At 37.2% G+C, this 7038-nt stretch carries 7 protein-coding genes, 11 tRNA genes and 1 rRNA gene; 18 read left to right on the forward strand and 1 reads right to left on the reverse strand.

The annotated features are described in order from the left end of the window. The first annotated feature begins 7 nt into the window (after positions 1-7). From JOC75_RS23300 to JOC75_RS23320, 5 genes are all read left to right on the forward strand, one after another. Complete coding sequence (locus JOC75_RS23300) at positions 8-340, forward strand: anti-sigma factor antagonist (protein ID WP_204956306.1); 333 nt, start codon at positions 8-10, stop codon at positions 338-340. Further along, positions 337-819 (forward strand): anti-sigma B factor RsbW, encoded by a 483-nt coding sequence (gene rsbW / locus JOC75_RS23305; RefSeq protein ID WP_146950741.1) that lies wholly within the window; start codon positions 337-339, stop codon positions 817-819. Before JOC75_RS23300 ends, rsbW begins: the two co-directional genes overlap by 4 nt. Then, positions 785-1576, forward strand: coding sequence for an RNA polymerase sigma factor SigB (gene sigB, locus JOC75_RS23310; protein ID WP_204956307.1), 792 nt, complete (start codon positions 785-787; stop codon positions 1574-1576). Before rsbW ends, sigB begins: the two co-directional genes overlap by 35 nt. Then, a complete protein-coding gene (locus JOC75_RS23315; RefSeq protein ID WP_204956308.1) occupies positions 1573-2172 on the forward strand; it encodes a PP2C family serine/threonine-protein phosphatase in 600 nt (199 codons plus the stop codon). Before sigB ends, JOC75_RS23315 begins: the two co-directional genes overlap by 4 nt. A 186-nt stretch (positions 2173-2358) precedes the next feature. Further along, positions 2359-4521 carry a Tex family protein gene (locus JOC75_RS23320; protein ID WP_204956309.1) on the forward strand — a complete coding sequence of 721 codons (2163 nt, stop codon included), beginning with the start codon at positions 2359-2361 and terminating at the stop codon, positions 4519-4521. Positions 4522-4678: 157 nt separating this feature from the next. Here JOC75_RS23320 and cmpA read toward each other — a convergent pair whose 3' ends face one another. Further along, entirely contained in the window at positions 4679-4795 is a 117-nt protein-coding gene (gene cmpA / locus JOC75_RS23325; RefSeq protein ID WP_204956310.1) for a cortex morphogenetic protein CmpA, read from the reverse strand. 97 nt (positions 4796-4892) lie between these two features. Here cmpA and JOC75_RS23330 point away from each other — a divergent pair, with 97 nt between their 5' ends. The 13 genes from JOC75_RS23330 to JOC75_RS23390 all read left to right on the forward strand — a co-directional run. Continuing rightward, positions 4893-5351: a SprT family protein gene (locus tag JOC75_RS23330; protein ID WP_204956311.1), complete on the forward strand. Its 459-nt coding sequence runs from the start codon at positions 4893-4895 to the stop codon at positions 5349-5351. Between the two features lie 134 nt (positions 5352-5485). After that, positions 5486-5560: transfer RNA gene (locus JOC75_RS23335), tRNA-Asn, on the forward strand. A gap of 3 nt (positions 5561-5563) precedes the next feature. After that, positions 5564-5654, forward strand: a tRNA-Ser gene (locus tag JOC75_RS23340). A gap of 10 nt (positions 5655-5664) precedes the next feature. Beyond that, positions 5665-5736: transfer RNA gene (locus JOC75_RS23345), tRNA-Glu, on the forward strand. 207 nt (positions 5737-5943) lie between these two features. Further along, a tRNA-Asp gene (locus JOC75_RS23350) sits at positions 5944-6020 on the forward strand. A gap of 93 nt (positions 6021-6113) precedes the next feature. Beyond that, positions 6114-6188 (forward strand) — tRNA-Gln (locus JOC75_RS23355). Positions 6189-6227: 39 nt separating this feature from the next. After that, positions 6228-6303, forward strand: a tRNA-Lys gene (locus tag JOC75_RS23360). A gap of 12 nt (positions 6304-6315) precedes the next feature. Next, positions 6316-6398 (forward strand) — tRNA-Leu (locus tag JOC75_RS23365). Between the two features lie 39 nt (positions 6399-6437). Further along, positions 6438-6523 (forward strand) — tRNA-Leu (locus JOC75_RS23370). A gap of 90 nt (positions 6524-6613) precedes the next feature. After that, positions 6614-6690: transfer RNA gene (locus tag JOC75_RS23375), tRNA-Arg, on the forward strand. A 4-nt stretch (positions 6691-6694) separates the two neighbouring features. Beyond that, positions 6695-6771: transfer RNA gene (locus JOC75_RS23380), tRNA-Pro, on the forward strand. Positions 6772-6786: 15 nt separating this feature from the next. After that, positions 6787-6860 (forward strand) — tRNA-Gly (locus tag JOC75_RS23385). Between the two features lie 113 nt (positions 6861-6973). After that, positions 6974-7038, forward strand: a 16S ribosomal RNA gene (locus tag JOC75_RS23390); the annotation flags it as partial.

Here is a 7038-nt window from a genome sequence, read left to right on the forward strand (position 1 = left end):
AAGAAAGATGAATATGAAAATAGATATAAGTAAAGAAGATGATAAGACCGTTGTATTAGTTGCTGGTGAAATTGATGCGTATACAGCACCTAAGCTTAGAGAGGCATTACTACCATTAGCAGAAGAAGAGAATCCCCAGGTTACTGTTAATTTAAAGAATGTATCTTATATGGATAGCACGGGATTAGGAGTATTTGTTGGCTTATTGAAAAACGTAAGAAAGAATAACGGAAATTTACATTTAGTGGAGTTAACAGATCGCTTGGAACGATTGTTTAGTATAACAGGACTAAGTGACATCATTGATATATCTTCAAAATCAGAGGGTGGGTTACAATGAAGCAACTAGTAGATTATATAGAAATGAAGGTTCCAGCTAAGCCGGAGTATGTTGGTATTATAAGGTTAACCCTATCAGGGATTGCAAGTAGAATGGGTTATTCATATGATGAAATTGAGGATTTGAAAATTGCGACAAGTGAAGCATGTACAAATGCTGTTCAGCATGCTTATAAAAATAACGAAGAAGGCGAAGTTGTAATAGGTTTTGGTCTTTATGATGATCGCCTTGAAGTAATGATTGCTGATAATGGGAAAAGCTTTGATTTTGAAAAGACTAAAAATGAACTTGGTCCTTATTCCTCACAAAGTCCTGTAGATCAGCTACCAGAGGGAGGGTTAGGTCTCTATTTGATGGAAACGCTCATGGATGAAGTCCGTGTCCTAGTTAACTCAGGTGTAACGGTCTTCATGATTAAGTATTTAAGCGGGGAGCGAATAGAACATGGCACAACCATCTCAAAGTATGAAGCTAACTAAAGAACAAGTAATTGAGCTAATTATTGATTTTCAAAAGACGGAAAGTAACAGTGCCCAACTAGCGCTTGTTGAACATTTTACAGGTTTAGTTGAAACCTTAGCTAAGAAATATTCTAAAGGGAAAAGCTTTCATGAAGATCTTAGACAGGTTGGAATGATCGGTTTATTAGGTGCGATAAGAAGGTTCGATCCTACGATTGGTAAACCTTTTGAAGCATTTGCGATCCCTACTATTATTGGTGAAATCAAGCGCTTTTTAAGGGATAAAACATGGAGTGTACATGTCCCTAGAAGAATTAAGGAACTTGGGCCAAAGATAAAAGCTGCAGTTGATATATTAACAAATGAAAATGAACGATCGCCTCAAGTACAGGAAATTGCTGATTATATTGGGGTTACAGAAGAAGAAGTGTTAGAAACAATGGAAATGGGAAAAAGCTATCAAGCTTTATCAGTAGACCATTCAATTGAAGCCGATTCAGATGGAAGTACTGTCACAATCCTTGATATTGTGGGCTCTCAAGATCAAGGATTTGAAAATGTGAATCAGAGGCTTATGCTTCAAAGTGTTTTACATGTTTTATCAGAGAGAGAAATGGAGATTATTGATTGTACATTTATCCAAAATAAGAGTCAAAAGGAAACTGGAGAACATCTTGGTATCTCTCAGATGCATGTGTCAAGATTGCAGCGGAGAGCAATTCAAAAGCTTAGAGAGGCTCTAGCTAAAGACATGCCATCGGAGATGAAGCAATGATAGTAAGAGAATCAAATAATCATATTGATACATTGGCTTTCCAATTATCAAAAGAAGGAAAACTCTGCTGTGGAGATAGCTTTTACATAAAAGCAACTGATGAATATTATATATGTGCATTAGCTGATGGTTTAGGTAGTGGAGAACGAGCAAATGATTCTTCTTCGGCAATCAGTACATTAGTCGAAAACAATCATGCTGAAGATGTAGACGTACTAATTGACCTATGTAATAAAGAATTAAAGGATAAGCGTGGAGCAACCGTTTCAATATTGAAGTTCTTTTTCAAAAGCAAACAGTTCACGTACAGTTCTGTAGGAAATATTCGATTTGTACTCTGTGCACCTTCTGGATCATATATCTATCCACTACCTCTACTTGGCTACTTATCAGGAAAACCACAAAAATACCGTACCCATACCTACGATTATGAAGAAGGATCCAAATTTATCATTCATACAGATGGATTGGTTTTACCGGCTATAAAATCTCTCTTGAAAAAGGGTGAGTCGGTAGATAATTTATCAAAGCAATTAGAAGAATATACATTGACACGAAATGATGATTTAACATACATAGTCGGTCAACTGTTTTAATTTTAAAATGGTTGACCGATTTTTTGTTTTTCATTTTGCTAAAAAATTAAATAGATAATTGTTAGATACCTAAATCTGTTATCTATTTCAATAGAGCTCTAAAATTTGGTAAAATGTTAGAATGTATGAAGAAGTAAATAAGCAGGATTGGCTGTAATAGGTAATTTCTGATTTGGAGGATTTTAAATGACAGAAAAACAAGGCAAAATGATGCAGCATGTTAGCAAGGAACTTTCTATTAATGAAAAGCAAGTTGTAAGTGTAATTAAGCTATTAGAAGACGGCAATACCGTACCATTCATTGCTCGCTATCGTAAAGAACAAACAGGAGCACTTGATGAAGTGCAAATCCGTGATATATCTGATAAATGGACATACATACAAAATCTCGAGAATCGTAAAGAGGAAGTACTTCGTTTAATAGAAGAGCAAGGAAAGCTAACAAAAGAGCTTGCAGAAGAGATTCAAAAATCATTAAAGCTTCAGCAGGTAGAAGATTTATATAGACCGTATAAACAAAAAAGAAGAACAAAAGCAACAGTTGCGAAAGAAAAGGGACTAGAACCACTAGCGGAATGGATTCTTGCTTTACCACAGCAAGGTGATTTACAACAAAAGGCTCAAGAATTTATTAATGAAGAAAAAGAAGTGAACACTTCTGAAGAAGCAATTCAGGGAGCAAAAGATATCATAGCTGAACAAATTTCTGATCAGCCAAAATATCGTCAATGGATTAGAGATCTTACCTTCAAAAAAGGGACAGTTTCTTCAGTAGCTAAAGATGAGGAAAAAGACGAAAAGAATGTTTTTGAGATGTATTATGATTATGAAGAACCTATTCAGAAGATTGTACCTCATCGTGTTCTTGCGATGAATCGTGGAGAAAAGGAAGATGTTTTAAGAATATCCGTCAAACCACCACAAGATCAAATTATTAGTTATCTAACAAAAGAAGAGTTAAAAAATAATATAACAACAGTAAGAGACGTTTTAATAGAGGCTATAGATGATGCTTATAAAAGACTGATTCAGCCATCAATAGAAAGAGAAATAAGAAAAGAGCTTTCTGAAAAAGCAGAAGACCGTGCGATTCATATTTTCTCAGAAAACTTAAGGAACTTATTACTTCAGCCCCCATTAAAAGGGAGAATGGTATTAGGTGTGGATCCAGCTTATCGGACAGGCTGTAAATTAGCAGTAGCAGATGAAACAGGCAAAATGATGCATATTGGTGTGATTTATCCACATCCACCTGTAAACAAAAAAGAAAAAGCAAAAGAAACGGTTGTTTCGATTTTGAAGGATTATAAAATAGAGGTCGTGGCTATTGGTAATGGAACAGCATCTAGAGAAACAGAACAATTTATTGCTGATATATTAAAAGAAGTTTCAGCAGAAATTTCATACCTTATCGTAAATGAAGCAGGAGCAAGTGTTTACTCAGCATCTGACTTAGCGAGAGAAGAGTTCCCGGATTTGCAGGTAGAAGAAAGAAGTGCTGTCTCCATTGCGAGAAGATTACAGGATCCTTTAGCTGAATTAGTAAAAATTGACCCAAAATCAGTAGGAGTTGGTCAATATCAGCATGATGTATCACAAAAGAAGCTTAATGATTCATTAACATTTGTTGTTGAAACTGTTGTAAACCAAGTTGGGGTAAATGTAAACACAGCTTCGTCTTCTTTATTACAATATGTAGCTGGACTTAGTAAATCAGTGGCAAATAACATAGTTAAGAAAAGAGAAGAGCTAGGCAGGTTTACGAATAGAAAGGAACTTAAAGATATTCCTAGACTAGGCGCTAAAACGTATGAGCAATGTATCGGTTTCTTAAGGGTATCAGATGGTGATCAGCCTCTAGATCGAACAGGCATTCACCCGGAAAGATATGCAGAAGTGAAGAAGCTACTCAAACAGTTAGATGCAACTGCTGAAGATTTGGGAACAACAGAATTAAATGAAAAGGTGAAAAATCTAAATCTTAAAGAAGTTTCTGAAATCCTTTCAATAGGTGAGCTGACGTTAAAGGACATATGTGATGCCTTAGTTCGACCTGAGAGAGACCCGCGTGATGAAGTTTCAAAGCCATTACTCAAAAAGGATATTCTTAAATTAGAAGATCTTCAACAAGGTATGGAATTACAAGGTACTGTAAGAAATGTAGTTGATTTCGGTGCTTTTGTAGATATAGGTGTAAAACAGGATGGGCTAGTGCATATTTCAAAAATGAGTAATAGCTTTGTTAAGCATCCATTGGATCTTGTTTCAGTTGGAGATGTTGTTACAGTTTGGGTTGATGAAGTTGATTCGAAGAAGGGCAGAGTTGCTCTTACGATGTTAAAAAATTAACCTAGCTTACTGTAGATTGAATACTGTTATATGTTAAAAATGTAGACTCCTCATTTCTATTAAAAAGTTTTCTTTTTAAAGAGGAGTCGCATATTTGTCTAAGGATATAAAGTGAAAAGTGGTTTTGATATAGCTTCAGATTATCTCACTAGGATAATTATGAATTTGCTTCTTTTTCTCTATAGAAAAACCAACATTGATTAAGTAGCTTTATTTGATAACGATTTTTTTCTAAAAAGGCACGTTGCATTTGACTTTGTAACCATGATGGCATTTGCTCATACCTCCTTAACCATTATAATGGTGTATAGGTGTTTATAATGTATGCAATGGACGAGTGCTGTGTTCCAATTTAAAACGGGGGAATTATCATGGATGATGTAAAGCTTCAGAAATTGGTAGAAGATTTATCTTCGAGTCTTTTTCATAAACCTTTTAAACATAAAGCAACCTTTAATAACAGGCTACGAACAACTGGTGGAAGATACATGCTAGGAAGTCATAATATAGATATTAATCCGAAGTACTATGTTGAGCATGGTCTTGATGAGATGATTGGAATTATTAAACATGAGCTATGTCATTATCATCTTCATATAGAAGGAAAAGGGTATAAGCATGGTGATCAAGATTTTAAAGATCTTCTTATGAAAGTAGATGCCCCTAGATTCTGTACCCCATTAATAAAAACACCTAAACCTAAAGCTGTAAGTTTAACGTATAAGTGTACAAGATGTGGTCAAGAGTATAAGAGGAAAAGGCGAGTCGATACATCTAGAATGGTTTGTGGCAAATGTGCTGGAAAAATCTATCTTATTGAAAAGGGTTGACTATGAGATAGTGGCTATGATAAATTATAAAAGCCGTCGCTGATGGTAATGAATTTCCTTAAAATATTGATTGTTTGTCTTGACAGGACATGCCTCTATCAATATAATAAAGAAAGTCTGTGATAAATAATTATTCCGCAGTAGCTCAGTGGTAGAGCTATCGGCTGTTAACCGATCGGTCGTAGGTTCGAGTCCTACCTGCGGAGCCATATGGGGAAGTACTCAAGTGGCTGAAGAGGCGCCCCTGCTAAGGGTGTAGGTCGTGTAAGCGGCGCGAGGGTTCAAATCCCTCCTTCTCCGCCATATGAATTTAGGCCCGTTGGTCAAGCGGTTAAGACACCGCCCTTTCACGGCGGTAACACGGGTTCGAATCCCGTACGGGTCATCATATATTATTAGAGGGTAGGAAGTGGGCGCACTTGTAGCTCGCCTCCTATTTCTTTCTGAATTGGTATATGATGAGAAAGTGTGAGATTATAAATTATTGCTTTGATCTTAAAATTCAGATCTAATGTGAGGATTTTTAATTTTTGCTGACTTTTCAAGAGTAAGTGCAAGGATGTTTATTTTCACTACGTGAAAAAAACTACTTGGTCCGGTAGTTCAGTTGGTTAGAATGCCTGCCTGTCACGCAGGAGGTCGCGGGTTCGAGTCCCGTCCGGACCGCCATTAATTTATTTTAATAATTAGTTATCACTTGTGTTTAATGTTTAATCATGATAAAATTTAACTCTTGTCACTTTTGGTAAGTAAATAGTTTATTGGGCTATAGCCAAGCGGTAAGGCATCGCACTTTGACTGCGACATGCGTTGGTTCGAATCCAGCTAGCCCAGCCATTTTTATTTGATTATATCATTTTATTTACTATATAAAATGAGCCATTAGCTCAGTTGGTAGAGCATCTGACTTTTAATCAGAGGGTCGAAGGTTCGAATCCTTCATGGCTCACCATTTACACACCATGCGGGTGTGGCGGAATTGGCAGACGCGCTAGACTTAGGATCTAGTGTCCTTGTGACGTGGGGGTTCAAGTCCCTTCACCCGCATCAAAGTTTTTACGAAAGTAAATAACTTTCATATGTTTCGCGGTCGTGGCGGAATGGCAGACGCGCTAGGTTGAGGGCCTAGTGGGGGCGACCCCGTGGAGGTTCAAATCCTCTCGGCCGCACCAATAAAACATTTTCAAGAAATTGTTGACTTAGCAATAACAAGATGTTATGATATAAAAGTTGCTCCTTTGAACAACGTTAAAATAATATTTGCGCCCGTAGCTCAATTGGATAGAGCGTTTGACTACGGATCAAAAGGTTAGGGGTTCGACTCCTCTCGGGCGCGCCATTGACGGGAAGTAGCTCAGCTTGGTAGAGCACTTGGTTTGGGACCAAGGGGTCGCAGGTTCGAATCCTGTCTTCCCGACCAGTCGAGACACTTTTTGCGGGTGTAGTTTAGTGGTAAAACCTCAGCCTTCCAAGCTGATGATGAGGGTTCGATTCCCTTCACCCGCTCCAATTATGATCTTTGAAAACTAAACAAAACCAAGCGTGCCAACGTTAATTTCGATTAACAAAAACGTACTATATAGTACAAATACGAAACAACTATGAGCAAGTCAAACACTACTTTATTGGAGAGTTTGATCCTGGCTCAGGACGAACGCTGGCGGCGTGCCTAATACATGCAAGTCGA

Source organism: Metabacillus crassostreae (genome assembly GCF_016908395.1).
Classification (GTDB): Bacteria; Bacillota; Bacilli; order Bacillales; family Bacillaceae; genus Metabacillus; species Metabacillus crassostreae.

Bases quoted from the DNA above. Each gene is read 5' to 3' on its own strand.
- rsbW (WP_146950741.1), top strand. From the start codon at position 337: ATGAAGCAACTAGTAGATTATATAGAAATGAAGGTTCCAGCTAAGCCG.
- sigB (WP_204956307.1), top strand. From the start codon at position 785: ATGGCACAACCATCTCAAAGTATGAAGCTAACTAAAGAACAAGTAATT.
- cmpA (WP_204956310.1), bottom strand. From the start codon at position 4,795: ATGCCATCATGGTTACAAAGTCAAATGCAACGTGCCTTTTTAGAAAAA.
- JOC75_RS23300 (WP_204956306.1), top strand. From the start codon at position 8: ATGAATATGAAAATAGATATAAGTAAAGAAGATGATAAGACCGTTGTA.
- JOC75_RS23315 (WP_204956308.1), top strand. From the start codon at position 1,573: ATGATAGTAAGAGAATCAAATAATCATATTGATACATTGGCTTTCCAA.
- JOC75_RS23330 (WP_204956311.1), top strand. From the start codon at position 4,893: ATGGATGATGTAAAGCTTCAGAAATTGGTAGAAGATTTATCTTCGAGT.
- JOC75_RS23320 (WP_204956309.1), top strand. From the start codon at position 2,359: ATGACAGAAAAACAAGGCAAAATGATGCAGCATGTTAGCAAGGAACTT.